This window comes from Sinorhizobium sp. BG8, from assembly GCF_016864555.1.
Classification (GTDB): Bacteria; Pseudomonadota; Alphaproteobacteria; order Rhizobiales; family Rhizobiaceae; genus BG8.
The window spans coordinates 1-24,876 of sequence record NZ_CP044012.1 but is presented as its reverse complement, the minus strand read 5'-3'; the positions used below and the strand labels follow the sequence as shown (position 1 = coordinate 24,876).

18 protein-coding genes and 4 pseudogenes are annotated in these 24,876 nt (G+C 59.8%); 13 read left to right on the top strand and 9 right to left on the bottom strand.

Annotated elements, in window-relative coordinates; genetic code table 11:
- Window positions 1–196 precede the first annotated feature (196 nt).
- Window positions 197–700 (top strand): hypothetical protein, encoded by a 504-nt coding sequence (locus tag F3Y30_RS21175; protein WP_203427162.1) that lies wholly within the window; start codon window positions 197–199, stop codon window positions 698–700.
- 392 nt (window positions 701–1,092) lie between these two features.
- On the opposite strand, the gene phnE is transcribed toward F3Y30_RS21175, so the two are convergent.
- The 3 genes from phnE to F3Y30_RS21160 are packed head-to-tail and all read right to left on the bottom strand — an operon-like array spanning window position 1,093 to window position 3,578.
- Window positions 1,093–1,902, bottom strand: a complete 810-nt coding sequence (gene phnE, locus F3Y30_RS21170) for a phosphonate ABC transporter, permease protein PhnE (protein ID WP_203427161.1) — start codon at window positions 1,900–1,902, stop codon at window positions 1,093–1,095.
- Window positions 1,892–2,722 carry an ATP-binding cassette domain-containing protein gene (locus F3Y30_RS21165; protein ID WP_246753050.1) on the bottom strand — a complete coding sequence of 277 codons (831 nt, stop codon included), beginning with the start codon at window positions 2,720–2,722 and terminating at the stop codon, window positions 1,892–1,894. Before F3Y30_RS21165 ends, phnE begins: the two co-directional genes overlap by 11 nt.
- Window positions 2,715–3,578, bottom strand: coding sequence for a PhnD/SsuA/transferrin family substrate-binding protein (locus F3Y30_RS21160; protein ID WP_203427160.1), 864 nt, complete (start codon window positions 3,576–3,578; stop codon window positions 2,715–2,717). The genes F3Y30_RS21165 and F3Y30_RS21160 overlap by 8 nt, the downstream gene beginning before the upstream one ends.
- 151 nt (window positions 3,579–3,729) lie before the next feature.
- Between F3Y30_RS21160 and F3Y30_RS21155 the strand changes: the two genes are divergently transcribed.
- Entirely contained in the window at window positions 3,730–4,692 is a 963-nt protein-coding gene (locus F3Y30_RS21155) for a LysR family transcriptional regulator (RefSeq protein ID WP_203427159.1), read from the top strand.
- Between the two features lie 18 nt (window positions 4,693–4,710).
- Here the strand turns inward: F3Y30_RS21155 and phnA are convergent, their stop codons facing one another.
- Window positions 4,711–5,964: a phosphonoacetate hydrolase gene (gene phnA, locus F3Y30_RS21150; protein ID WP_203427157.1), complete on the bottom strand. Its 1,254-nt coding sequence runs from the start codon at window positions 5,962–5,964 to the stop codon at window positions 4,711–4,713.
- Window positions 5,965–6,440: 476 nt separating this feature from the next.
- On the bottom strand, window positions 6,441–7,409 hold the full coding sequence (locus tag F3Y30_RS21145; RefSeq protein WP_203427156.1) for a GntR family transcriptional regulator: 969 nt from the start codon (window positions 7,407–7,409) through the stop codon (window positions 6,441–6,443).
- A gap of 210 nt (window positions 7,410–7,619) precedes the next feature.
- On the opposite strand from F3Y30_RS21145, the gene F3Y30_RS21140 reads away from it, so the two are divergent.
- The 10 genes from F3Y30_RS21140 to F3Y30_RS26780 all read left to right on the top strand — a co-directional run bounded on the left by F3Y30_RS21140 (window position 7,620) and on the right by F3Y30_RS26780 (window position 19,001).
- The gene (locus F3Y30_RS21140) at window positions 7,620–8,603 is read left to right on the top strand and encodes a 3-hydroxyacyl-CoA dehydrogenase NAD-binding domain-containing protein (protein WP_203427155.1); all 984 of its coding nucleotides are present in this window, start codon (window positions 7,620–7,622) and stop codon (window positions 8,601–8,603) included.
- 36 nt (window positions 8,604–8,639) lie between these two features.
- Entirely contained in the window at window positions 8,640–9,533 is an 894-nt protein-coding gene (locus tag F3Y30_RS21135; protein WP_203427154.1) for a 3-keto-5-aminohexanoate cleavage protein, read from the top strand.
- 14 nt (window positions 9,534–9,547) lie between these two features.
- Window positions 9,548–9,952 carry a thioesterase family protein gene (locus F3Y30_RS21130; RefSeq protein WP_203427153.1) on the top strand — a complete coding sequence of 135 codons (405 nt, stop codon included), beginning with the start codon at window positions 9,548–9,550 and terminating at the stop codon, window positions 9,950–9,952.
- Between the two features lie 189 nt (window positions 9,953–10,141).
- Entirely contained in the window at window positions 10,142–11,446 is a 1,305-nt protein-coding gene (locus F3Y30_RS21125) for an ABC transporter substrate-binding protein (protein ID WP_203427152.1), read from the top strand.
- Window positions 11,447–11,541: 95 nt separating this feature from the next.
- On the top strand, window positions 11,542–13,431 hold the full coding sequence (locus F3Y30_RS21120; protein ID WP_203427151.1) for a hydantoinase B/oxoprolinase family protein: 1,890 nt from the start codon (window positions 11,542–11,544) through the stop codon (window positions 13,429–13,431).
- A 16-nt stretch (window positions 13,432–13,447) separates the two neighbouring features.
- A complete protein-coding gene (locus tag F3Y30_RS21115; RefSeq protein ID WP_203427150.1) occupies window positions 13,448–15,577 on the top strand; it encodes a hydantoinase/oxoprolinase family protein in 2,130 nt (709 codons plus the stop codon).
- Between the two features lie 65 nt (window positions 15,578–15,642).
- Window positions 15,643–17,553, top strand: coding sequence for an ABC transporter permease (locus F3Y30_RS21110; RefSeq protein WP_203427149.1), 1,911 nt, complete (start codon window positions 15,643–15,645; stop codon window positions 17,551–17,553).
- Complete coding sequence (locus F3Y30_RS21105) at window positions 17,537–18,295, top strand: ABC transporter ATP-binding protein (protein ID WP_203427148.1); 759 nt, start codon at window positions 17,537–17,539, stop codon at window positions 18,293–18,295. The genes F3Y30_RS21110 and F3Y30_RS21105 overlap by 17 nt, the downstream gene beginning before the upstream one ends.
- The gene (locus F3Y30_RS26785; RefSeq protein WP_348649878.1) at window positions 18,295–18,567 is read left to right on the top strand and encodes an ATP-binding cassette domain-containing protein; all 273 of its coding nucleotides are present in this window, start codon (window positions 18,295–18,297) and stop codon (window positions 18,565–18,567) included. Before F3Y30_RS21105 ends, F3Y30_RS26785 begins: the two co-directional genes overlap by 1 nt.
- Window positions 18,564–19,001 carry an ATP-binding cassette domain-containing protein gene (locus F3Y30_RS26780; RefSeq protein WP_348649877.1) on the top strand — a complete coding sequence of 146 codons (438 nt, stop codon included), beginning with the start codon at window positions 18,564–18,566 and terminating at the stop codon, window positions 18,999–19,001. Before F3Y30_RS26785 ends, F3Y30_RS26780 begins: the two co-directional genes overlap by 4 nt.
- Before the next feature lie 297 nt (window positions 19,002–19,298).
- Here the strand turns inward: F3Y30_RS26780 and F3Y30_RS21090 are convergent, their stop codons facing one another.
- Together F3Y30_RS21090 and F3Y30_RS21085 are read right to left on the bottom strand one after the other, a co-directional pair.
- Window positions 19,299–20,360 (bottom strand): hybrid-cluster NAD(P)-dependent oxidoreductase, encoded by a 1,062-nt coding sequence (locus tag F3Y30_RS21090; protein WP_203427147.1) that lies wholly within the window; start codon window positions 20,358–20,360, stop codon window positions 19,299–19,301.
- 5 nt (window positions 20,361–20,365) lie between these two features.
- Window positions 20,366–21,603, bottom strand: a pseudogene (locus tag F3Y30_RS21085) (aromatic ring-hydroxylating dioxygenase subunit alpha).
- A gap of 126 nt (window positions 21,604–21,729) precedes the next feature.
- Here F3Y30_RS21085 and F3Y30_RS21080 point away from each other — a divergent pair.
- Window positions 21,730–22,607: pseudogene (locus tag F3Y30_RS21080) on the top strand (LysR family transcriptional regulator).
- Between the two features lie 42 nt (window positions 22,608–22,649).
- Here F3Y30_RS21080 and F3Y30_RS21075 read toward each other — a convergent pair.
- Window positions 22,650–23,665, bottom strand: a pseudogene (locus tag F3Y30_RS21075) (Ldh family oxidoreductase).
- Window position 23,666: 1 nt separating this feature from the next.
- Window positions 23,667–24,875: pseudogene (locus tag F3Y30_RS21070) on the bottom strand (FAD-dependent oxidoreductase); the annotation flags it as partial.
- Window position 24,876 lies beyond the last annotated feature (1 nt).

Below are 24,876 nucleotides of genomic sequence, written 5' to 3'. Positions count from 1 at the left end.
AGGGCACAACTACGGCTCCGGTTTGGAAGCCATTTTCCGATTAGGGGTCGACAGTTCGAGTGAAACTAGGACCTGGGCAATGGAACGGGTTCTGGCCGTGCAGGGAAACAACGCTGCCTCCTGACGCAAATCGAGATAGTGAACCTGATGGTGCAACGTGTTAGGGACCGGCCTTCGAACTTCGAGGTGAGGATCCATGATAGTGTTCTACGCTGACTATATCGCGAATTTGAGGGCGCTGTTTTCCGAGCTGGATCGCCATCCCGAACAGTTTCAGACCTTCAATGTTCGCCTGGAATTGGTCGCAGGTGGTGGCCTATTCGTCTACGAGACGAAAAGGCGCAAAGGTCAGACCGACAGCCTTTATTACGCACGTTCCGCGACTGGTGCGAACCAGCAGATCTCACAGGCATCGGCTTTTTCGGCGATTGACAGGTTTTTTGCTCTCGGGGAGTTCGCTGCCCTGACCGCCGAGGCAGCCGGAGGCCAAGGGGCGGATGTAATCGACACGCTGTTCCCTCATTGCGCAGTCAACTTCTCCTATCGGAAGAAGGGACAGCCGGTCGCCCGATCGATGCTGATGGTTTTTGTCGGATTCAACGACACAGCAGATGCTGAGCGGTATGTAGAGACATCAGGGTCGTCGGCCTTTGTCTCTGAACGGCCACACTACACGGAAAGATCATACGAGTGGAAATGAGGCCGATGGAGCAGCGGGTTCTCCAGTCCCGTGGAAGGGCTTGTTGCTTTGGTAGCAGTAGAGCGAATGCGGGATAAACGTGGTGATTGCAGCCAATGAATGTTGACAGCCTTAGGATAACAATTACCGACCACTGTATCCAACGAGACGCACGTTCGCGCGCACATGTGTTGTTCCGATTTCTTCTAACGGATCGCCCCGATCCGCTTGCAGCGACGATTGCGAAGAGTTGGCCGTCGACCCGGGTGGTGCGGTTCACATCGGTCTCTCGCAAAGTCGGCAGCGAAACACCCACTTTGCGAAAGACATCTGCGACCGCGATTTAACGGAACTGGCAGGTTGGCTGCATCCCTCGCGAAGCTGAGAAATTTCGCAACAGGGGACTAAGGTCATTACGCTATTTTCTTGCGCAGCGCATTTGTCAGCATTTCCATCGACAGCACGACCACGAAGATCACGACGATGATCGTGGATGCCTTCTGATACTGGAAGAGATCGAAGGCGACTTGAAGTTCCTGGCCGATGCCGCCTGCACCGACGAGGCCAAGGACAACAGAGGCACGCACGGCCTTTTCCAGGGCGAACAGGCCAGCATTGATCAGTGATGGCAGCGTGTCCGGAATGATCGCGGAGAGCAGGATGGCGAGGCGGTTGGCGCCGGTGGCTGCAAGCGCCTCCTGCGGCTTCTTGTCGGCATCCTCCATGCTCTCGCAGAAGAAGCGTCCGCAAAACCCGATCGTATCGGCAATGATTGTCATCGTGCCGGCCACCGCGCCGAGGCCGACGGTGGCGACGAAAACCAGCGCCCAGACGAGATCGGGCACCGTGCGGAAGAACGAGACGAGACCCTTGAACAGGAACGAGAAGGCCGGGACTGGAGTGACGCCGCGTGCGGACAGCCAGGCGATCGGTAGGCTGAGCGTGATGCCAATGAAGGTGCCGGCGATGGCGATCTGGAATGTTTCCAACAACTGCCCGGCAATGCGGATCAGGAAGACGCTGTCGGTTGCTGGCGGCATCATCCGGGCGAGGAGGTTCGTCATGCGCGGAGCGCCGGTCACCAGCCGCTCAGCCGAGGGGGCGACCTGATAAATCGAGGAAAGTACGACCGCCGCTAGTGTCAGGAGGAGAGCGAACTGCAGGGCGCTCGCGCCAGCAAAACGGGCCGGCGGGGCGACTAGGGTTGGATTGTCATGCCTCATGGAAGAAACGTTCCAGATCTTGAATGCGCAGGTTTTCCGCCGGTTCGTCGAGCGCTACGCGACCGCTTCTCAACGCGACGATGCGATTGGCAAACTTCAGGGCATGCGCCATGTCGTGTGTGGTGTAGACGAGCGTGGTGCCGTTTCGGGCTGCAATCGACGCGAAAGTCTCCATCACGTCCATCCCGGTCTTGGGATCGAGGCTTGCGGCAGGTTCGTCTGCTATCATCAGCTTGGGCTTGCGCACCAATGCCCGGGCGATCGCCACGCGCTGCGCCTGGCCGCCCGACAACTGGTCGGCACGTGCCGAGGCCCGCTGGCCGAGGCCGACGGCGTCCAGCGCTTCAAGCGCTTCCTGTCGCCATTGCTCCGGTGCGATGGACTGATGCCATGCCCGCCAGGATCCGTGAAAGCCGAGGCGGCCATGGATGACGTTTGAGAGCGCGCTCAGGCGCTGCACCAGCCCATGGTTCTGAAAGACGAATCCGATCTGTCGCCGCACGTCGCGTTCGAGCCTGCCGTCCTGCAGTTCCCGTCCGAGAACGCGAACCTTGCCCTTATCGACGGGGTGCAGGCCGACGAGGCTCTTCAAAAGCGTCGACTTGCCCGAACCGTTGGCTCCGATGAGGGCGACGCTGTCGCCCTCATCGATTTCGAGCGAGACGCCGTGGAGCACCAAGCCGCCTTTCGCCGAGTAGGACTTGAAGACATCGTAGCAGGCGAGGCTAAGCGTTTCGCCCATGCTGCCGTTGCCGTCATCCCGCCTGGCGCCGACCATTCGTCGATTCAGCCTGTCGCGCTCCATCACAGCATCATTCATCGATGAACTTCCCAAAGGTTTCGATACCGATCGTGTTGTACATCGCGCGCACATAGTCGTAGTCGCTGTCCTGGATGGAACTGCGGAAGACGCCCTGCGCGTATTTCTGGTTGTCGTCGGTGCCGTCGAGGACTGAGCCTAGTAGGTCCTGCCCGTGATCGGTGAAGGCCTTGCGGATCTTCTCGATCGTGGCTTGATCGGCCAGCGGGCTTGCCATCAGCGCGTCGTCCGGCAGGTCTCGGCCGCGAGCGACGACGAGGAACGGTACATTCGGGAATGCCTTTCGGGCGCTGTTGAGGTGGTCGAAACTCATGCCGACGGCATCGAGGTCGCCGTTGATCAAAGCCTGGATCGCAACGTTGCGGTCGATGTGCAGCGACTGGTAGTCCTTGCCGTAGCTGAGGCCCTGGTCGGTCAGCACCTGCGCCGGGCCGAGATGGGTTGACGTGGAGCCGGCGGAACCGAAGGCAATCTTCTTGCCGGTGAGGTCCTTCGGCGAATTGATGCCGCGGCCGGCGATGGTGACGACCTGTGCGAAATAGTCCGGACGCTGCCATCCGACGATCACGTCAGCCTTCGTCATCTCATGCATCACGACATATTCGGACGGGCCGGTGAGCGCCAGTTCGAGTAGCCCCGAATTCATCGCCTCTACGGCCGAGGTGCGGGAACTGACGGGCTGGAATTCGATCTCCAGGCCAGTCAACTGCTGGAGCTTGTCGCGGAAGGGGCCGAACTCGGTCTGGAGTTGTTCAAGGCCCTCGATTTCCGTGACGGCGAAGCGAACCTTGTCGGCGGCGAATGCGGTGGAGGCTGTGACGGTCACTGCGAGCAGAGCAGGTATCAAGCGACGCATAAGAGTTTCCTCATCGGTTGTAATAATAGCGTCACGGAATTGCTCTATAAGAGTTCGGTTCTGTCGGAAACTCAATATCTAGACGCAATTGCATTTAACTATACCATATATTGTTAGTACAGTGACATTATCGCTAAGGCAATGTGAGAAAATGGAACAACGAAAACGTCGCCTCCCGCCGCTCAAATCTCTGTTGTTTCTTGAGACCGTGGTGCGGACCGGAAGCGTTACTGCCGCGGCGGACGAATTGTCGATCACCCATAGCGCTGTAAGTAAGCAGCTTTCGCAGTTGGAAGCGTGGATGGGCGTTCCGCTCTTTATAGAGAAGCGTAAAGGGATGATCCCGACGGCCGACATCGACCGTCTGGCGGCGGTGCTCGGCAATGCCTTCGACGAGATCCACGATGCACTGGAGCAACTGCGTCCGTCACGGATCGAGCGCTCTAAGCTGCAGGTGATCGCGCCCGCGACATTCGCGATGCGATGGCTGATCCCGAAATTGCAGGAATTCCACACGCCGGAGCGTCCGGTGGATACGATGGTGCGTCCGACGCATACGCCGGACAATTGGCTGGATATGCCATTCGACGTGGCGATCCGCCGGGGCGGCATCATCCCATCGCAGTTTTCGCCCCGGCATCTCTTTACCGAGACGCTGTCGCTGGTGTTGCCCGCACGGATCGCCGGCCACGGCAAGGTCATCACCAAGGAAAGCCTGAAGGAGATCGGGTTGCTCGAAGCGGTCACCCGACCGGGTGAACTGAAGACCTGGCTGAAGACCGCCGGGTTGGCAGGCAGCATGGCCGGTCAGGCGCTGAAGCTTCCGCATTTCTATATCGCGCTGGACGCGATGTTCGCCGGTCGTGGAGCGCTGGTCGTGCCCACCTTCCTGATTGAGGGACACCTGCTTCGCGGCGAGGTCGTCGAACCGTTCCCGGAATTGCGGGTCGAGGGGCCGTCCTATCAGGTCTTCGCCAATCCGGCGTCCCGGGAAAGAGAGGCGGCGGCGGGCTTCGTCGATTGGATCGTCTCCTGCGTACCGGAACGACGCCAGTCGGGCGGACAGAAGGAAGCCCGCCTGCATAGTGAAGCGCAGGCGGGTCCGTTGGCCTGAAACGGGCGATAAAGCCTGTTAAATGACGCCGTTCACCGCATAGTCGAAGACATCGAAATTCCGAAGGCCGGTCGTCGGCCGGTTGGCGTAGTCCTCGTTGAGCGGGTGCGAGATGATGAACGGCACCTGCTGTTCGGCGAGGCTTCCATGCGAGCGCAGCCGTTCACCGGCAAGCTGCGACAGGTCGTGGTCAACCGTCCGGGCGCCGACCGCCACACCCTTCGAGCCGACGACGACGATGTCGGCTTCGCGATCCAGCGGGAACTGGAAGCGTTCCGCCGCATCCTCGCCCGTCAACGCAAGCTCGATACCCGGCTGGGCGACAATGGTCTTCAGCACGGCGGCACGATCCATGCCTTCCGCGATCAGGTGGACGCGCACGAAGCCGCCGAGCGCACCGTGATGCTTCACGAAGGGATCGGTGATCGGGCAGATCACGCGGGTGGTATCGAAGCCATAGGCCTTGTCCAGTACGTCGCCGAGATAGACGACATTGGGTGTTCCGTCCTCATGGGAAAGGTCATTCATACCGTGGTCGGCCACGATGCCGATCGTGGCGCCGAGTTCGATCAGGCGAGCTAGGCGATCGTCGACGGCCTTCATGAAGTCGTGGGCTTCCGGCGCATCCGGTGCATGCTTGTGCTGCACGAGGTCTGAGAGTGAAAGATAGAGAAGATCAAGCGGGCGGGTTTCGAGCAGGCGGATGCCGGCATCGAGAACGAAAAGCGAGAGATCCGGCGAGTACTGGTCCGGCGTCCCGCGGCCGACGAGGCCGGTGAGGTCGTCGATTCCGTTCTCGTCCATCGTGCACTTGTCGGCATACTGGGCGGACACTGCGATGCCATGCATCTCGTGGGCGAGCGCCTTGCGCAGCTTGTCTTTGGCGGTGACGACAGCGATCCTGGCGCCGGCCTTGGAGAATTGCGACAGAATGGTCGGCGCCCGCATCAGCCGCGCGTCGAGCATCATCACTTCCTGCTTCGTCTCGCGGTCGAGATAGTAGTTGCCGGCAACACCATGCACCGCCGGCGGCGCGCCGCAGACGATCGACACGTTGTTCGGATTCGTGAAGGTCGGCATTGCAGCATCGGCGATCGCATAGAACCCCTCCTTGAGGAAGCGGCTGATCGTCGGGATGTGGCCAGCGGATCCGGATGCCGCGATGTAGGCTGGATCGCAGCCATCGAAGCAGACCAACACCGTTGGCCGGAGTGGCCAGCGATAGGTTCTCCCATTGGCTTCGATCGATGTGGTGTGGGCTGTTGCCGGCATTCGTTATCCTTTCCGTCCTGTGTCCGATGTGGTCGAGTAAGTCGGCCTCATCCGCTGCAATAGGCGGAGCGCAGGAAAGGATAAATTTGCATTATTTCCACATGGCTGTGAGGTTTTGGAACATTGACGATCCGGTCGCCGAAGAAGGCGCTACCAGGCGGCGTGGGATCTCGTATCTCGCACCGTGTGACAGTTGGGGCTCACTGAAACAGAGCCCAACTGCGTTGTGGTCGGTTCGATTTCCATCAAGAGCATATTTGCGCAAGCATGTCGGGTAAGCCGATGGCGTGTTCGATCAGGGCGCACTCGCAGGAGGTACGATTTGATGGTGACGCTCCTGGAGATCGCCAAAGTCCGCAGGTACCTTCCGAAACTTGGTTCAGGATTCGTGCGGGCAGCGCAGCTTGTCGTGTCAAGACATCGACCGCAATGCTGTGAACCATGTCTGCGGTATCTTCGACGGCATCGCCGACGGTCTATCGCGCTCGGACAGCCTTCCGGCCCTCGGCAACAGTCTCCTGTTCCCGGAGCTTGCTTTCGATTACTTCGCGGATTGGAACTGCCGCGTCCTGTATGTCGGCGCGCATCGCGGTGGCAGCCGCTTCCGGGTCTTGATCCTGGAACCCCTTGATGATTTCGAGATGCCGTTTGTGGCCCGACTTTGAAAGGACGCCACTCCTGACGATGTTGAGCATCGGCCCGTATCGCATCCAGAGCAATTCTATCATGTCGACCAACTCCGGATTGCCGCAGGTCTGATAGACATGGAAATGGAATTTCTGGTTGAGCCTGAGATACGCCTTGATGTCTTCAGACGGAACCTTGGAGTCCATCTCCTCGGTGATCGCCGCGAGCTCCTGCGCCAACTCCGCTCCCTTTGCGATGACTGCGAGCCGAGTCGCTTCCCCTTCCAGAAGCAATCGAAGGGGCAAAAGCGAATCCATCCTTTCAGTGGTGGCTTCGGGAATACAGAGCGATCTGCGGGGCGGCGCTTCAATAGCCCGCGCCGCTATCAATCTGTTGGTTGCTTCCCGGATCGGCATTTGGCTCGTTCCGAACGCGTCAGCCAACATTGGCAACGTGATCTTCTGTCCCGGCAGGAATTCCCCGATCATCAGCAATTGCTTGAGTTCGTTGTATATAAATTCGTTGTCCAGTATCGGGCGACGTCCCGCGAAGCTAGGCATCTGTCCTGTTTTAGTCGTCATATGATTTGTTCCTGTCGATTGCTTTTTCAGGGCAGTGCAATTGGACGGGGTGAATTCTGCCGCGGGTTTAGCCGCTTCATGCATATAGAGCGCGGACTCAGAGTGTCGATCGTCTTCTTCTAACGGTTGGACGAGGCATATGCGAGCACCGAAATGCGAGTGAGCTTTCAGTCGAGCCAGCCAATAGGTGCGAATTCGGCTGCCTCCCGCTTTTCTCCTTGAAATCAAGACTTGCACGGCCAATCGCGCAATTTAGAACAGATTACTCCATCCAGTCGATCGCTCCGGCGCATCCTCGCTGACGCGAATGCACACAACTTTCAGGCGACGTCTGCACGGCCCTCATCTCCCTCATAAACTATTTTCTTCGATGAATAAGTCAAGGCTTGATCAGATATCAGATTCGTGATCTGATCAGATATCAGCGAATTTCAGGAGGAATATTCCTTGCGCGGCAACGAAGAGAAGTCGGGAGAAGCTGTAGGGGCCGTCGCCATCTTGGGCGCAGGCTTGATCGGTTGCAGTTGGGCTGCACTGTTTGCAGCAACGGGTCGTCCCATTCATCTCTATGACAGCCACGTGGATGCGGGTGCGAAATTTGCCGAATTCTGGAACGCCGTTCGGGACACCCTGGCTGAGATGGGCCTTCCTCATACTCCGGTCATGCCCGAGTACAGGGTGTTTGGCTCGCCCGCCGATGCGGTTACCGACGTCGATTTCGTGCAGGAGTGCATCCCCGAACGTCTCGAGCTGAAGAGGGTACTCTACAAGGAGATCGAACCGGCTCTCCGTCCGACCGCTGTGGTGGCAACGAGTTCCTCCGGCCTCAAGCTGTCCGATTTGCAAGACGGCTGGCAGAACCCGCGAAACCTCATCATCGCCCATCCCTTCAATCCTCCTCACATCATTCCTCTTGTGGAACTTTACGGCAATGAAGCCACGATGCCGGAGGCGCTAGGCGTGGCGCGCGGCCTCTACGAAAGCTGCGGGAAGAAGACGATCACCTTGAAAAGGGAGGTGATGGGCCATGTCGCCAACCGCCTCCAGGCGGCACTCTGGCGCGAAGCAATCCACTTGGTGGCTGAGGACGTTGCCAGCGTGCGCGACGTGGATATCGCGATTTCCGCCGGGCCGGGCATGCGGTGGGCGGTGATGGGACCGCACATGTTGCTGAACCTTGGCGGAGGCCAAGAAGGGATCAGGGCCTACTGCGAGCAGTTCCGAGACAGCTATGCGCTTTGGTGGGACGACCTTGGAAAGCCGAACCTGGATCACGACACCGTCAGCAAGCTCATCGATGGCCTCGAGGAGGAAATCGGCGGGCGCGACTACAACGCGCTCAGAAGAGAGCGCGACACCAAGCTGATCGCGCTGCTCGGCGCGATCAAGCAAGTGGAAACCGAAAACAATGAGCCAGCCGTCGTCGGTTGAAATGATACTGGCCGAATGTGGCCCAAGGGAGGGCATATGAAACGTAAAGTCGTATTGACCTGTGCCGTCACGGGTGACGGGCCGATCCATCCAAAATACCCGAACTATCCGGTAACCGCAGAGCAGATCGCGGCCGCGTGCATCGAGGCTGCGGCGGCGGGTGCCTCGGTGGTCCATATCCACGGACGCGACCCGGAAACAGGAATTGGCGATCGTTCGCCAGCCGTTTTTCGCGCCATCGTGGAGGAGGTCCGCAAACATAACCCGGACGTTCTCATCAATCTTACGACAGGAATGGGAGCGACGCTCGTCCCCGATCCCGCCGATGAGGGGCGTGCGCATCCGACAACCGATGTCGGCACCGCCGCCGAACGCGTCGGCCACGTGATGGAACTCAGACCGCAGATTTGCACGCTCGACGCCACGACGATGAACCTGGAAGGCGGTATCGCGGGCGCGCCGGATTGCGTTTTCATGAACACGCCCGGCAAGCTTCGGGATATGGCGGAGATGATCCGGGAAGCGGGCGTGAAGCCGGAAATAGAGGTGTTCAACCCTGGCGATATCCTGCTTGCGCGGCGTCTTGTCGAGCAGGGGCATATCGATGAGCCTCCCCTTTTCCAGATTTGCCTCGGCGTGAAGTGGTCCGCACCCGCGGACTTGAAAACACTGCTCTACATGAAAGATCTTCTGCCACCCAACGCGGTCTGGAGTGCTTTCGGCATCTCTCGGTGGCAAATGGAAATCGTCGCCGCTTCGACGATCCTCGGCGGACACTGCCGTGTCGGCCTGGAGGACAACATCTATCTCGAGCGGGGTGTCTTCGCGACCAACGCGCAGCTCGTGGAACGTGCGCGACGCATCATCAGCGACCTGGGATGCGAAGTGGCGACACCAAAGGAAGCTCGAGAAATTCTCGGCGTGAGCTGACGAGGACCGGTCAGATGGAAAAGAAGAGCTCGGAATTGACATCGTTCGTGGTGCACCAGTGGCAATGCGACCACTTCGGTCATCTGAACGTCCGGCACTATGCCTCCATGTTCGATGACGCCATCTTCGTTTTCTGGAATAGAGCGGGACTCAAGCGAAATAGCGTGGTCGTACCGGTTACCGCCAGCATGAAGCTGACATTCCGTTCGGAAGTGTCAGCCGGAACGGTGGTCAGGATAGAAAGCCTGGTGGAACGGGTCGGCGGGAAGTCCGTCACCATCGTGTTTCGCATGCTCGACTCGACTGATGCGAGCCTCCTCGCCGAGAGCGAGGTCGTCGAGGTTTTCTTCGATTTGGGCAGCAGGGAAAGCCGCCCGGTTCCGGACAAGATCCGGAGCAGCCTGGAATTGCACTCCTAACGACTGGGAGTTGGGTGCCTTCTGAGGCGGGTGAAACCTGCGATCGCGTTATCCGTGATCAGATATCATGTTTGTTGACAGAGGAGCCTGAGCGGTCCAACATATTCGCCAACGACAAGCAAGCCGTGGCGCAAAACCAAGAAAAAGAATCGGTAAGGCAGCAAATCTTAACCGTCATGGGGAACCACAATGGAAAACTGGAATGCGACCAACATTACGAGAAGGCGGGTTCTGAAGAGCAGTGTTGCCGCGGCCGTCGGTTTGGCGGCTCCGAGCCTGATCTCTTCCCGAGGCTTCGCCGCCGAGGCGGATGTCATCAAAATGGGCATCGCGATGCCCCTGGAAGGCGAATGCGCGCAGTGGGGCATTCCGATCCAGCGCGCTGGTCAGATGTGGGTGGACGAACATAACGCCAACGGCGGCATCCTTTGCGGTGATGGCCAGAGGCACAAGATCGAATTCTCGGCCTACACCAACGTCTGCTTCCTACCCAACGAGGAACTGACGGCGTTCCGCAGCGCGATCCTGCAGGACGGCTGCAAGTACATGTTCCAAACATACACGCCGGCGTCGCGCAAAGCGATCGCCCGCATCGCTACCGAGAACCAGGTGCTCACCAATTCATATGGCGGCGGCTTCCTCGGTGCGGACTTTCCATACCTGATGGGAGGGATCACCGGGTCGCCAACGGCATTCCTGGGACTTGTGTCCCATGTCCTGGAGCAGAATCCAGACGTCAAACGCGTGGCGCTGATGTTCACGGACAACTCCTTCGGTCTAGCAGGTCAGGGATATTGCGCCGCGGGTTGCGCGCCTTTTGAAGCCCAAGGGAAGATCGAGGTCGTCTACAATGACGTGTTCGATCCCAACACGACCGACTACTTCCCCTTGATGGGAGCCGTATTGAAGACAAAGCCCGACGCGATCTTCTTCTCCGATCTGCCTCCGGGCAAGCAGGCGATCCTCCTGGAGGCCGCGCAGTCCCTGAACTACAAGGGCATTTGGATGTGCCACTCGTGGGATTTGCCGCAGATCGCCCAACGCGTGAATCTCGCCGATCTCGAAGGCCGGGTCTATTGCGGGTTTGGCGTTGATGCTTCCGAGCCGACATTCTCGCCCAAGGCGCACAATATGTACAAAACCTACGTCGAAAAATTCGGCGAGGGCGAATGGATCGGGTTTGCGGGTTTGACATATTCGGCGATGGCCACATTGGACCAGGCCTTTGCTCAAAGCCCCTCCATCGAGCCTAAGGATGTGATGGAAGCTCTTTATGGCATCAAGAACATGGAGCACCCGATCTACGGGAAATCGGCCTGGTCGGGCATGGACATCTTCGGCGTGGATCATCACCTTCTGACCCCGACTCCGAAATACGTGATCAAGGACGGGAAGTTTGCACTTTCCGGCGTGACCGACGACTTCGCGTGGTGGAACGAGCACAAGAACGACGCTCTTCCCGCCTTGCAGAAGTACAAGATGACCGAGACCTGATCGGTCGGTCCTCTGCTCAGTTTTCATTCTCACGCTTGAAGCGGGCGCGTCAGCGCGCCCGCCAGAGACCACTTGTCAAAACTTGGGAGAATTTCATGGCAAGAGACGACATTCTCATTCCTCCGTACAAGACGGAGTTGTTCGCTGAGCCCATCCGTTCCGAAGAGATTGCGGGATTGCCCGGAGCCTTGGACAAGGGACTCGAACAAGTCGATCCCGTGACTTTCTCGGTCGTGCATGCGCGTGTCGAGGGGATCATGACAGAGATGACCCAGACGATCCTCGCGACGGCGCGTAATCCAATCCTGCACGGGGCAAAGGATTTCACGTGCTGCCTGCTCGACACGCATGGCGCATCGATCCTGTCGATGGTTGACTGCATTCCCGTGCACGTTGGGACGATGAGTCCTCCGCTCCGCTTCATCATCAGGGCGTTCGGAAACGACATCAAGGAAGGCGACGTCTTCCTCAACAACGCTCCCTACGCTGGGAACTCCCACGTCGGGGACTTCACGATGTTCGCCCCGATCTTCTTCGAAGGGAAGCTGGTGGCGTGGGCGGCATCGAAGTGCCACCTGCTCGACATCGGTGCGCATCTTCCGACCAGCATGGACCCGTTCGCCAAGGATATCTACGAAGAGGGCTTCCACTTTCCAGGCGTGCGGCTTTGCCGCGACCACAAGCCGATCACCGACCTCGTCCGGTTCATCGCCTACAACTTCCGCTACTCGCAACAGTGGCATGGTGACTTCCTGGCGCAACTCAGCTCGCTGTGGGTCGCCGAGTCCCGCATCATCGAACTCTGCAAGCGGTTCGGCTACGACACCTTCAAGGGCTGCCTGACCGAGGCACTGCGCTACGGCGAACGAGCCATGCGCGAGGAAATCAAGAAACTGCCCAAGATCACTGTGACGGAGACACTGCGGAGCGAGTGCTTCAAGGGCTATATCGACGAGCCGCTCGAGTTCAAGATGACGCTGACGATCGATCCTGATGAGGGATACATCGACTTCGACTACAGCGAGATGCCGGATCAGATCGATTTCAGCTACAACCTGAGCTACGCAACCTGCCGATGCTCGGCGATCCAGGGAACCTTGCCTGTCCTTTCGCCGGATCTCCCCTACAACAGCGGCGCGCTGGACCGCATCCGGGTCAAACAGCGCGAAGGGGCAATCGCGGGCATCCCGCGCTGGCCTGTGGGCACCGAGGTTGCGACTGTAGGCTTGAACGACGAAGTCACAAACCTGGTGTTCAAGACCTGGGCAAAGGTCCTGCCGCATCGTGCGCTTGCCGGCATGGGCGAGCATCCGGCGGCCAACCACACTGGCGCGGGCGTGGATCCTCGCAAGAACAACCAACCCTACGGCCACCTTCACTACCTCGCGGCAAGCGCCGCCGGCGCGACCGAGGGCTTCGACGGACTGCCGCACATGTTCGGCCACTGCATCATGGGCAACATGGGCTACGAGTCGATCGAAATCCATGAGCAGTCCCTGCCTCGTATCGTCTGGGAAGTGAAGGCGGAGGCTGACTCCGGCGGCGCCGGCAAATGGCGAGGTGGCATCGCGATGTCGCACCGCCTGCAGCCGATCGACCACGACATGCAGCTGATTTACTGCGGCACCGGACACACCTGGCCCGCGTTCGGTCTCTTCGGCGGCGAAGGCGGCACGGTCGCGGATCACTGGCTTCTGGACTCGGAGACCCTTACCGAGGAAGCGCATCTCCGGAACATGGGCGAGACGATTTGCCGGCGTGACCAGCATTGGTACGCCAAGACCGGCGGCGGCGGTGGCTTCGGCAACCCGTTGGAGCGCGATCCCGAGAAAGTGAAGGACGACGCTCGGGACGGGTTCATCACGCTCCACTCCGCACGCGAAGTCTACGGTGTCGTTCTCGACACGAAGCCCGAACTTTACGCAGTCGACGTCAGCGCTACTGCCGCTCTCCGGGCGAGCATGATCGCGAACATCCAGAACTAAGGGAGAGGTCAGACAGATGAAATATCGTATCAGTGTAGACGTGGGTGGCACTTTCACGGACCTCGCGATCGCCGACGCCGAAACCTTCACGCAGTTGGGAAGCCACAAGTCCCCGACCACCCCGCAGGATCGTTCGGTCGGCATTCTCAACGCCATGTCACTTGCAGCTGAAGAGCTCGGCATGTCGCTTGAAGAAATGCTCGGCAGCACCGCCGTGTTCTGCCACGGCTCTACCACGGCGACCAACACCATCCTCGAGATGAGCGGAGCCAAGACAGGACTCATCTGCACTCGCGGCACCAAGTACACGCTATGGCGGGGCGAAGGCCGTCGCCAGACGATGTTCAACTACAAGATGGAGCCGAACCGGCCGCTGATCCGGCCATATCTGTGCCGCGAAGTCTCGGAGCGGATCAACGCGCAGGGCGACGTCGTCGTGCCGCTGGACGAAGATGAAGTCCGCAAGGAGGTCCGGCAGCTTCGCGAATGGGGCGTCGAAGCGATCGCAGTCTGCACAATGTGGTCGATCGTCAATGATGCGCACGAAAAGCGGATCGGCGAAATCATCAAGGAGGAGTGGCCGGAGGTAGATTACTGCCTCAGCTCCGAAATCCAGCCGATCATTCGCGAGTACTACCGGACGAGCTGTGTCGTGCTCAATGCGATGCTGCAGCCCAAGGTGACACGCTACCTGAACAACCTTCAGGGTGAGCTCGAGAAGCGGGGCTTCAAGGGTGAAACGCTGATTGTCGTATCCAACGGCGGCGTAGTACCCATCTCGGAAGTCGCTAAGAAGCCGGTCTTCATGCTGTTTTCCGGACCTTCGATGGCTCCGGAGGCTGGATATTACTTCAGTGAGATCGAGAAGTCCCAGAACTGCATCACGGTCGACATGGGCGGGACGAGCTTCGACGTTTCGACCGTGCTGGATGGCCAGATCACAACTACGAAGGACGGCCGCATCCTGAACTACCCGACCGGCGTGGCGTCCATCGAAATCGCGACCTTGGGCGCTGGCGGCGGGTCGATCGCCGCGATCGACAGGGCCGGGCTGATCACCGTCGGGCCGCGTAGCGCCGAAGCCGTTCCGGGTCCGGCCTGCTACATGCGGGGTGGTGTCGAACCGACCGTCACCGACGCCTATGTGGTGCTTGGATATATTCGGCCGGAGTACTTCCTGAACGGTCGCATGAAGATCGATCGACAGCTCGCACACGATGCGATCAAGAAGAATATCGCTGATCCCTTGGGCATCAGCGTCGAGGAGGCGGCGCTTGGTATCACCCAGGTCGTCAACGAGAACATGCTTGGCGGCATTCTCGACATGACGATCCGCCGCGGCGTCGACCCTCGCGAGTTTGCAATGGTGACGGGCGGCGGAGCAACCTCGGTGCCGGTCGCGTTTCTTGCGCGGGAGATGGGTATCAAGAAGGTCATCATCCCGCGGGAAACCTCCGTGTTGTGCGCTTTCGGGGCCAACAACGCTGCTATCGCGATGAGCGAGGTTGTCTCGAAGTATAGCGACACGGGCAATTTCGACTTTGTCGGCGTGAACGAGGCCTTGTCCGGCATTACTGGAAAGGGCGTCGCTTTCCTCAGCCGTATGGGCGTCGATCCCAAGGACCAGAATTTTGAACTGTTCGTCTCTGCACGCTATCCCATGCAGACAACGGAACTCGAAATCCCGATCCAGTTGGACAACGGCAAGATCACTACCGCGGTCCTGGAACGGATCACCGAGATGTTCCACGAAGCATATCTCGCCCGCTACAAGACCAACGACCCTGCGTCCGACGTCGAGTTCCTGATGTGGAGATGCATGGCGACGTTCGAGCGTCCCAAGATCGTGCTCGCTCCTCAGGAAAAGACCGCACAGGCGGTGGACAGCACGCTCATGAGCAGCGGCAAGTCCTATTTTGGTGGCGGGAAGTGGGTAGAAACGCCCGCCTATGACGGGTCGAAGCTCAAGTTCGGAATGAGCGTGCCCGGGCCGGCGCTCGTGATCCTTCCTGACACCACGATCGTTGTCCCGCCATTCGCCGCTCTCGAGACCCGTGAATACGGATACTTCGTCATGAATGTCGACACGGTGATCAAGAAGAGCGTTTCAAAGACGAAGGTGCTGGAACTGATGCCAGCTGAGTAAACAACCAGGTGCCGCCGCGGCTTGCAGTGGCGGCACCCTCCACTGAGATTTGGTTCGAGGCGGTCATGGTCGACTTCAACGTCACGCAGGTGTTCCTGAATTTCATCGCGCTCAGCTCGTTCTACGGCCTGTTCGCAGTCGGACTCGCGCTGGTGTTCGGCGTGATGAAGGTGGTCAACTTTGCCCACGGCGAGCTTTTCATGCTCGGCGGCTACACGGTCTGGCTGATGCTCTCGGGCCTTCTCGGACTTCCGCCATGGGCGGTGTTTGTCGCGGCGCTCATTGTCGGCCCCATCCTCGTGGGGCTGGCAGGCGCGTTGTTCGAGAAGACCATCTTCGAGCGGACCGCGAGCGACGCCTTCGGAGGCTTCATCGCCTCCCTGGGCCTTTCTTACGTCCTGCAGGCATTGGCCGCGATTGTGTTTGGGGTCGTTTCCAAAAGCCTGCCCGTAATGATACCCGGCCAGCTGAATGTCGCCGGAGGCATCCTCACATATCAGCGCCTGGCCGTGATCGTCTGCGCGGTGGTGATGATGGCGTGCCTCTGGTACTTCCTGAATCGAACGAGGGGTGGCCGGGCTCTCAGAGCGGCATCGCAGAACCGCCAATCGGCGCTGCTTCAGGGCATAAACCTCAAACGGGTCCGGCTTGTCACGATGATTATCGGCGCGTCCATGGCTGGAGCGTCCGGCGTCCTGATGGCCAGCATCATCAATGTCGGTCCCTACATGGGTCTCGAGGCGATCTGGAAAGCATTCATTGTCGTCATCGTCGGTGGTCTGGGCAGCATCACGGGCGCGATCGTTGCTGCGATGCTCTTCGGCTTTATCGACAGCTTCGCCAGCGTGATCGGCCTTGGCCAGTACATCGTCATCATAGATACGGTCATCATGCTCGTGGTCCTGGCGTTCTTTCCCCGGGGCCTGCTTGGGCGAGAAGCGCCATTGCTCGAACAGGCTCCCGTCAAACTCGTCGAATGGAAGACGGCAGCTTTGCCAGCCGGTACGCTGACGGGCCTGACGCTAGTGCTTCTGGTCGCAATGGTCGGCTTTCCGTTTCTGGTCCCCCCGTACTACGTCGGCGTCGGCATCCTCTTCCTGGTCAATGTGATGCTGGTGACCAGCTACCGCACGATCACAAGGATGGGAGGGTGGTCATTCGCTCACATCACGATGCTGGCGATTGGCGCATACACCTTCGCTCTGCTCCAAACAGAGTTCGGATTGTCATTCTGGGTCATATTGCCTTTGTCCGGCCTTGTCGCAGCGTTGGTCGCACTTCTGATCGCATACCCGGTCATGCGCACGCGGCAATTCTACTTCTTCCTCAGCACGTTCGCGGCTGGTGAAGCGATCCGGCAATGTTTCATCCAGTTCAAATTTCCGTTCGGAGGGATCGAAGGCATCCCGTTCCTTTCGCCTCCGGAAAAGCTGTTCGGCATCAGCTTCTTCGACACCAGGAACTATTACTTGCTGGTGCTGCTCGGGACGATCGTCATCGTGCTCCTGCTCTATGTCATCAACAGCAGCCGAACCGGCCGCGCTATCCACGCGGTGGCGGAAAATGAGAACCTGTCGATGGCCGTCGGTCTGAATACATGGGGCCTGAAGACATTGGCTTTCTGCATCGGATCGTTCGCTGCAGGGATCGCGGGTGCTTTCTACGCCGGCTACAATGGCTTTGTCGCTCCCACCGACTACACGCCACAGTTCATGTTCAAGATCATCGCGGCGGTGATCATTGGCGGCAACCGGACCTATTGGGGACCGATCGTTGGCCTGGTGGCCCTGACGGTGATGGAGCAACTGCTTCGCGACACGGCCCAACTGATCCCGCTGATATGGGGCACCACGATCATCCTAACGGTCTTGTTCATGCCCCGCGGTCTCGAAGGCGTGATTGGTCAACTTTTGTCACACCGTCCCAAAAGCGGACTGAAGAATGAACAAGGAGCCGTAAATGCTTCGCGTGCATGAACTCACCAAACGTTTCGGCCAGGCCGTCGCCTTGAACTCGGTATCGTTCGGTATCGAGCCCGGGACCATCCACGGTCTCATCGGCCCCAACGGCTCGGGAAAGACTACTTTCTTCAACGTGACGACCGGATTTCTTGCGCCCACGGCGGGCCGCGTCATGTTCAAAGACATGGACATCACGGGGATGCCTTCCCACAAGATCGCGCGTCTCGGAATTGCCCGAACATTCCAGAACACGAGCAACTACGCGAATCTGAGCGTTCGAGAGAATCTCGTGACGGCGGCGCGCAACAGGATCGAGACGAGTTGGTTGGCCAACATCCTTGGACTTCGCTCTGCGCGCACCGAGGAGGAGATGCACCGGAAGTCCGCGGATGCCATTCTCGAAAGGTTCGGCATGCGCGAGTTCGCGTCCTCTTTGGCCTGCGACCTCCCGGGCGGCACGCAGAAGATACTCGGAGTGGCGATCGCCTTTTCGACTGCTCCCCGCCTTCTCATGCTCGATGAACCGTTGGCGGGTCTCAATTCAGGCGAAAAGGTTCGGCTGATGGAAATCATCCGCGGCTTGAGAGACGACGGAATGACCCTCCTCCTGATCGAGCACGACATGAAGGCCATCATGCAGGCGTGCGACAGGATAACGGTCCTCTGTTACGGCGACCTGCTTGCCGAGGGAACCCCGGCGGAAGTCAGCCGGAATCCCGCGACGATCCAGGCCTATCTCGGCGAGGAGGCAGCCTGATGCTGACGATCAACAATCTGACAGTCGAGTATTCGGGGATCACGGCCGTGGACGGGGTGTCGTTGTCCGCAAAGGAAGGGACGATAACATCGCTCGTCGGTGCCAATGGCGCGGGCAAGTCCACAGTTCTCAAATCTGTCTCGGGGGTGGTGCCGCTCAAGACCGGGCAGATATCCTTCGACGGAGAATCGTTGGTCGGACTTTCCCCGAGGAGATTGTCCGCAGGGGAATATGCCAGGTTCCAGAGGGTAGGGGGCTGTTCCCATATATGAGTGTGCTCGACAACTTGCTTGTAGGTGCACACCTCAGGAAGGATCAGGCGGGAATTCGCGACGACCTAGACAAGGTCTTCGGCTATTTTCCGGTGTTGAAGGATCACCGGCATCGCGTCGTCCGCAACTTCAGCGGCGGCCAGCAGCAGATGATCGCGATCGGTAGAGGCATCATGGCACGGCCCCGCTTCTATCTCTTTGACGAGCCATCCATCGGATTGGCTCCCCTCATCGTGCGCGACGTGCTCAACACGATTGCCACGATCGCGCGGGAGGAGAAATGCGGCGTCCTGTTGGTCGAACAGAACGCCAACCTTGCATTGGACATCTCCTCGCAAGCCTATGTCATGGAGCTCGGTCACATAACGCTGGCGGGCGCAGCCAGGGACCTGAAGTCCAATGAGGACGTCAGGCGAGCCTATCTCGGCCTTTGATCCCTTTCGGAGCGACCAGTGTTTCAGCCTCCGAAACGGCTTCAGTGCAATGATCGGATGGAACGACCGTGCAGAGGTCAAACGAGGTTTTTGACGGCGCTCAAAGGAAGCCCAGGCGGTCTCCCATTGCATGGTGTCAATGCCGCTCGCATAGTTTTGACCGCTGCGAGAGGGCCGGCGCAGTCGTGAGGGCCTTGGAACGGACATGCTCCGGCATCTGTTCGGCGTGCTGACATAAGCGGCAAATCGGATGTTCTATCTGCACGAGGACAGCGTGATATAGCTGCCTCGTGGCGGTCAGGCCTCCACGCTCACGCGGCCGATTGGTTTGGAGCAGCACGCGAGGATGTAATTGTCATCGATGTCCTCTTCGGTGATGCCTCCATTGTGCACCATATGGACCTGGCCTTCGGTCTTGCGAATCTTGCAGGTGCCGCAGATACCCATCGAGCATCCTGATGGGATCACCAATCCTGCGGCCTTCGCAGCAGCCAGAATCGTATCCGTCTCGTTGCAGTTCGCCGTGATGCCGGAGAACGCGAACTGGATCTCAGCCTGGTTCTGCACATCGGGAAGCACGTCCTCGGGAACGTCTTCGGCATGGTCAGGTTCCGCGCTGAAGCTTTCCTGATGGTAGCGGTTCATGTCGAAGCCCAGACCCGCTAGTGCCTCGCGGACCGCGCGCATGAACGGTTCAGGGCCGCAACAGAATACCTCTCGCTCGAGATAGTCCTGCGCCATCAGGCCGAGCATGATCTGATTGAACATCCCACGATACCCGGTCCAGGGCCGGAAGGGATCGGCCTCTTCGACGACCCACTTGAGGTCGATACCGACGATGCGCGAGGCCATGAGTTCCATCCGTTCGCGCAGGATGATCTCCGAGGGACGACGCGCGCAGTTGATGAAGACGATGTCCGGTTCGCGGCCGGAATCGTAAAGCCACGTCGTCATCGCTACCATCGGCGTGATACCGGAGCCGGCCGAGATGAAGAGGTACTTCTCGACCGGGTGATGGGCGATCGAGAACGTCCCGGCGGGGCCTGTCGCTCGGATCCGCATACCCTTGTGAAGGTTGTCGAGCATCCAGCGCGTGCCGACAGACGAGCGTTGCGCCTTTACGGTGATCGTGAGCGCCGTCGGCCGCGAAGGCGAGGAGGATATCGTATAGGTCCGGTATAGCGGTCCGCCGGGGAGGGGGAGCTCCAGCGTGACGAATTGACCGGGGTCGTGATTGAACAGCGCTCCGGAAGGGCTCTGGAAGCTAAAGGTCACGACATCGGGTGCTTCCGGTGTGCGCGTCACGCATTCGAGCATTTCAGCGTCGGTCCAGAAGGAAAGGTTCTTGAAGACGCTCATCCCGCTTACTCCGCGGCCTGTCGCAGCGGGGTCAGCGAGCGTTCGAGCCAGGTGGCATACCAATCCACGAACTGGATGACGCCGCTTTCCTGGTTCGGCGAATAGGGCCCGGGAACGTAGCCGGGTGAGAGAATGCCCTGCTGATTGGTCTCGACGATCTCGCGGTCCTCGTCATTGGTGGCGATCCACACCTCGGTCAAGCGCTTGAGATCGTAGTCCACGCCCTCGACGGCATCCTTGTGCACGAGCCAGGTGGTGGTGACCTCCGTCTCCATCGGGCCGATGGGAGTTACGCGGAAGGTCAGCGAATGATCGGGCAGGAAGTGGTTCCAGGTCGACGGATAGTGGAACTTCAGGAGGGTGCCCGCGTCTGGCAAACGCACGCGGCCGAGGTTCCTTGTTACGGCTGCTTTGCCATCCATCGTATAGCTCAGCGCTTTTTCCTGCAGGGGCATGCGCGCCAGGCGGTATTGGCCGTCTTCGGAAATCCGGAACTGCGCGGGCGCACCCGAGACTTCGCAGCGATCGAAATGCGCCTGGAGGACATCTGAGACCGATCCGTCCGGCGAAACTCCGGCGACGTTGGGATCGAGGGGAAGGACCGGCAAAGAGCGGGATGGTTGCTGCTACAGTGATAGCATTCCCGATTGTTCTCCCACACGAGTTTCCAGTTCGCCTTCTCCACAATGGTCGAGGTGTAGGCGACCTTGGCGTCGTTGAGGTTATGGATGGCGAGATACGGGCGGGCCATGTCGGCGAAGGCGTCGAAATCCGGCGCCTCGTGCGACAGACAGATGTAGATCAGGCCCTCGAGATTGCGCAGGTGGACCGGTTTAAGGCCATGTTTGGAGGCGTCGAAATCCGGACCCATATCGTTCGCCCAGATCAGCTTTCCGTCGAGCTCGTAGGTCCATTGGTGATAGGGACAGACGAGTTTCGCCACCTGTCCCTGCCGCGCCTTGCAGATCAGCGAGCCCCGGTGCCGGCAGGAATTGTGGAAGGCGCGGATTTCGCCGTCGCGGCCGCGCACGATGATCACCTCGTAGGCGCCCACGCGCATCGTGACGTAGCTTCCCGTCTTTGCAAGCTGGCACGCAGGAACCGCGTACAGCCACTCTTTGTAGAAGAGGTGCGCCAGATCGAGATCATAGACCGCCGGCGAGGTGTAGAAAGACTGTTCAAGCGCGTGACCAGGGACGCGGCGGGCCAGGAGGTCGTGAATGGAAGACGAGAAGGCTGTCATGAGTGAATCCCACGTTCGGCGTGTTTAACCGAAGACGATTGTCATCGCGACAAACCCAGTTGACAACGGCACTTTATTTGATGTGAGATTAGATAAACTAATGTCATGTTTTGGCAGGGAACCCTCATGCGAAGACCCTATGATCTTCCCTCCCTGACAGCTCTTGCCTGCTTCGAGGCCGCCGCCCGGAAGGCGAGCTTCAAGGAAGCTGCGAGGGAAATGAACGTGACGCCGGCCGCCGTCAGCCACCAGATCAAGGCGCTTGAGACAGACCTCGGCTGCAGCCTCTTCGTCCGCCGCAGTCGTGGCGTCGAGCTGACGGAGAAGGGGGCTTTCCTGTTCCTGGCGATACGACGCGGCTTCGAGTCGATATCGGATACCGTCACGCAGATCCGCGATCGCCGCGAAACCGTCGATGTGACCATCCGCACGACCACAGCTGTGAGCTCCCTGTGGCTCACGCCAAAAATCTCTGCTTTCTGGAAGATCTATCCGGCTATTACCGTTTCCCAGATTACCAGCGATATACCCGGCGTGAGCGGCCCGTGCGATCTCAGCATCCACTATGGAGACCCGGACGAAAATGGCGTCGAGAACAGCATACTGTTTCGGGACCATATTGTGGCGCTGGGAACCCCGACATTCGCCGCCCAACATCGCATCTCGGGGGTCGAGGACCTGCTCAAGGTCCCGCTGATCCACATGAGCAACGAGGAAAACGGCTGGACGACCTGGACCGACTGGCTCCAGTCGCTGGGGTGTGCGCCACCGAGGGCCGCGGTTTCTACGTGAACAACTACATGATCGCGCTCCAGGCAGCCCAGGACGATGTGGGTGCGGTGCTGGGCTGGGATGGGCTGGTGAAAAGCATGATGGAGGCCGGGCGGCTTGTCCCCCTGGTGCCTCAGTCAGTCCCTTCGCCCGTCCCGTTCCATATGACAATTCACGCGAAGGCGACCGCCCAGTCCCGCCTGTTCGCGGATTGGCTGGTCAGGGCCACCTAGCGCAGTCGATCTCGCCCTCGGCAGCGGAACGCGGCCGCCTTCCTATGCACGATCGGAACCTGCTGCGGCAAGCCTGCGAACGGCCTCGTAGACGTCGGCGGGCACCTTCAGCTTCTTTGTGAGGGATGGTGGAAATTCGATGCCGCTTACGCCGGGAATGAAGACGTCGAGTGCCGCCAGTCGACGTACCTGCTCGCCCGCGCGCGCGATACGTCCCTCTTCAGGGGCGCCGGGCACAATGGCCAGCACAGTCAGGCCGACGGCTGGACGAGCGCTGCCGGACTGGAAATGCGGCGTATCGAGCGACCATGGGCCACCCGAAAGGCCCGCGGACAGCATTTCGACAAGCAGCGCGACGTTTCCGCCTTTTCGCCCGCCGAAGGGAAGCAGGGCGCCGCCGATAGCTTTTGCCGGATCCTCCGTGTCCTCGCCGTTCTCGTCCACTGCCCAGCCTTTGGGGATGGATTGGCCCCTTGCCGCGGCGGCGACGATGTTGACGAAGGCCGTGGCGCTGGAGGCCTGATCGATGACCATTGGCAGGGAGCCCTCGCCAAGAGGAAAGCCGAAGGCCATCGGGTTCGTACTGTAGACGGCGGGGCCGCCGGGTTTCGAGACGAGCATGGCATTGGCATTGGTGGCGGCCAGCCCGACAAGACCCTCCGCGGCGAGGCGGCGGACATAGTATCCCAGTTCGCCGGCCGTATAGCTGTTCGTCTGCGTGAACATCGCAATCCCGAAATTCCGGGCGGCCCCGACGACATCGTCGAAGGCAAGGTCGAAGCCAAGTTGAGCGACGCCACCGTCGGCATCTGAGACGAGCATCGCCGGAAACGGCCGTGCCAGGGTCGGCGAGGGTTCACAGTTAATTCGTCCCTCGCGAAAACTGTTCAGGTAGTCCACGAAATGCGGAAAGCCGAGTGTGGCGGGCCGAAGCGCGCCGCTGAAAGCGTCGCCTCGACGAGGGCGCGCGTGGTCTGTTCATCTGCACCGGCACCTCGGCAGGCTCTGAGCGCCAGCTCTTCTGCTTCCGCCTGGCCAAGTTCGACCTCCTGCGTCATCTCAGATCTCCAATCCTGCCTTCCGGCCTTCGTAAAACGCGTAAGGTGCCTGCCGCGGTGCTGCGCAATCGCCGATCAGGCGCGTCGCGAGGCCGAGTTCCGCCAGGCCCGGCGCCAGCCAGTCGGCCGGGGAATTCGTGGTGGCGGTGACAAGCGTGTCTGCTTCGACAAAGCGGTGCTCGCCCGTGTTGTGGTCGACGATCGTCGCGCCGTTGCCGTGCCATTCGGTAATGCTCACCTCGACGATCCAATCGACGTCGAGTTTGCGAAGCGCTTGCCGCATGGGCACGTCCGCTGCGGTTCGTTGCAGTTCCTTGCCGACGAACGGATCGGGTGTGAGAATCGTCACGCGGTGGCCTTCTTCGGCAAGTTTCCAGGCGGTGCCGCAGCCGCGCCAGCCTCCGCCCTCGTCGAGAAGCAGGATGTGACTGCCCGGCCTTGCCTGTCGCGCCATGATGGCTTCGACGGTGAAGACGTTACCCTTGTCGACGCCGGGCATCGTTTCGACAGTCGGAAGTGCTTTCTGGAAACCGGTTTCAGGCGAATAGGATCCGGTTGCCGCAATCACGACATCGAATTCGGAGGGATCGATTTCCTCGGCTTCGAGATAGGTGTTGAGGCGAACGGCCACGCCGAGCTTCTCCAGCTGCAGCTCGTACCACGCAATGAGATCGAGGATCTGCGCGCGCCGGGGCTGCATGCCAGCGAGGAGAAAGTTTCCACCGAGGCGGCTCGACGCTTCGGCGAGGGTCACCCGGTGCCCGCGCTCAGCCGATACGCGGGCGGCCTCAAGTCCAGCCGGGCCGCCGCCGATCACCAGCACGCGTTTGGGATCGTCGGACCGGCGGAAGCGGTCGCCGTTCCATTCGGCCTCGCGGCCGACGGAGGGGTTGATAAGACAGCTGATCCAGTAATCCCTTGATCGTCGGCCCCAGCACATCTGGTTGCAGGAGATGCAGCCGCGAATATCCTCGGGTCGGTCCTCGCCCGCCTTTGTGGCCAGATGGGGATCGGCGATCTGGCCACGCACGATCGACACGAGATCGGCTGCGCCCTCGCCAAGCACGGTCTCGCCATTTTCCGGCGTACGGATGTGGCTCTCGGCGATCACGACCGCATTCTTGACAACACCCTTGAGGACAGCGGCGAGGTCGGCGCCGAGCTTCTCCGGATAGAGAAAGGTCGGCATCAGCTTGTAGAAATCGAGATAG